2 protein-coding genes are annotated in these 2250 nt (G+C 44.3%); both read left to right on the forward strand.

All coding sequences use genetic code 11. The annotated features are described in order from the left end of the window. The first annotated feature begins 488 nt into the window (after positions 1 to 488). Positions 489 to 1106: a hypothetical protein gene (locus tag NG833_RS29415; RefSeq protein ID WP_254568814.1), complete on the forward strand. Its 618-nt coding sequence runs from the start codon at positions 489 to 491 to the stop codon at positions 1104 to 1106. A gap of 134 nt (positions 1107 to 1240) precedes the next feature. Continuing rightward, on the forward strand, positions 1241 to 2179 hold the full coding sequence (locus NG833_RS29420) for an endo-1,4-beta-xylanase (RefSeq protein WP_254568815.1): 939 nt from the start codon (positions 1241 to 1243) through the stop codon (positions 2177 to 2179). Positions 2180 to 2250: the final 71 nt, after the last annotated feature.

Here is a 2250-nt window from a genome sequence, read left to right on the forward strand (position 1 = left end):
ATTTTAAAGAAATTACCGTCTATCCTAAATATGGGAAATATTTTTCCACGGGTGCTAGAAAGACTGTACCTGATTGGGTCGTTGCATACGGAAATAATTAAAAAAAATAATCGTACCTTAAGGTGCGATGGACGGTTTAAAAACCGTTTATCCCGTTTTTATGCAATTTCGGCGATATAGTGATAAACAGCCGATAGGACTACTATTCAGCGATAATATCCGAACCGCTTTCGTGATGCTTTCGTGATGCTTTCGTGATGCTTCCGTGATGCTTTCAATAGGCTCCTGAAAGGCTCCCGATAGGCTCCTGAGAGGCTTCCGAGAGGCTCCTGAGAGGCTCCTGAGAGGCTTCCGATAGGCCCCTGAGAGGCTCCTGAGAGGCTTCCGATAGGCTTCCGATACGCTTCTAAAACGCTTGCTGGTATCAGATTCGTTGATTCCGATAAGCGTATTCTCTCCCAAAAAACTTCAAAAACAAAGCAAATTTTATGGCTCTACGTCCAGGACCTTTACCCGGCTATTATGTCGAAGCGATCACCGGGATTGCTAAAGATAAGACGGCCACCAACTTGACTGATAATAGCAACGAGCGTTGTTTTATCAAAGACTGTGTAGCTGCATGGCTAGGATTGAGCATCGCAACTCCTCGAACTGGACTTTTCAAATCTACAGGTAATACTAATCAGACCAACGCCCAAAGAGAGTTTGCCATCAAAGGACAACGCGGGTCCTACCAGTACAAAATTTTGCTTTTCCCCGCTACCCCTATCCCTGTAGCCTATTATGATCCAAATACCGGGGCTTTGGTCAATGAGACAATTCCTCGCAACAGTATTTCTATCTCCCTATCTCGAACGATTGGGGTTGCTGAGTTAAGAGCTTGGTTGATTAACAACGTAGGCGCAGGAGATAAGGGGACTCTTAGAACTGAAGCGTCCAGCAAAATCATGGGGTTAGTGACGCCTTGGGACCGTAAGTACATTTGGCGGACTCCTCTTATCCCCAGTCCCGTTTTTGACCAGCTTGAGACGAACGTTTATCTCACCAGTAACCAGAACGCCGTTGGACCTGGTGAGGGAGGCGACCCGCCACCCCCAGCCCCGTAGTATTTTGGCCGGAATTAAGTTTTCGGTCAATATTCAGAGGTGCTTTCCCTCTTTCTTTGACCTTCCTTATGTTAGAGGGAAAGCGCTTTTTCTATTGTTTGTAATATTCAATAAAAAACTCTAAAGCCGTGGGAATGAGAGACTTGATTCCCCCAAGTTTTTACCTGGGAACTGGAGAGGATTACTTAACCTTAGTATCTGATGATAAACTTCAAGAGTTAATCGCACAAAACTTTAATTTATTAACCCCTTCAAACTCTTTGAAATTACGGCGAGTTGGTCAGCATCCTCATACCTGGGATTTTAATCAGAGTGATTGGATTGTAAATTTTGCCACCAAAAACAATCTCACTCTCAGAGGACATCTAATGGTTTGGGCGCGCTCAATCCCAGACTGGGTGAAGGATATGGAGAGTTATCAATTTTCGCAAATGCTGAAAAGTTACATCTTTGAAACGATGCAGCGCTATCCGCAAATAATTGACTGGGATGTTTGTGGAGAGGCTTTCAACGACAACGGATATTTGAGAGAAACTATTTTAAGCTATCATTTGGGAGCCAAGTGGATTCATCGCTGCTTACTTTGGGCGCAAGAAGCCCGTCCCGATGCTAGTTTTTTCTATTCTGAGTTTAGACTGCAACGATTTCAAAAGCAAGAAAGCGTTTTAAAATTGATACAATCTTGCCTCAATGAAGGGATACCTTTAAACGGAATTTCAATACAACTGCATCATAACATTGCGGGGACTTTGAAACTTTTTACACTCAAGGATTTTATCAGGAAAATTCAAGGTAAAGGGTTAAACGTTCACTTTGGTGAGGTTACCCTCTGGAATCAAGTCACCCCAGTTGGGAGAGTTCAGTTATTATCCCAAGCGATCGCCTATTCTGAATTGCTCCGTTTAGCCCTCGACTGCGGTATCACCACGTTCAATCTTTGGGGTACGACCGACCGCTACTCATGGCGATTCCCTGAGAGAGAACCCTTTTTGTTTGATTCTGAATACCAGCCTAAGCCTGCTTATCATGCGATCGCCAGTCAACTCACTGGAAGGGGAGTCAGGGCCGTATGAGTTATGACAATGATGCTTACTGGCAACCTTACGCGCAATTGGATCAGGAGATCTCCGATCAGGATTATCTT

Origin of the sequence: Oscillatoria sp. HE19RPO, assembly GCF_024220515.1 — a bacterium.
Classification (GTDB): domain Bacteria; phylum Cyanobacteriota; class Cyanobacteriia; order Cyanobacteriales; family Laspinemataceae; genus Laspinema.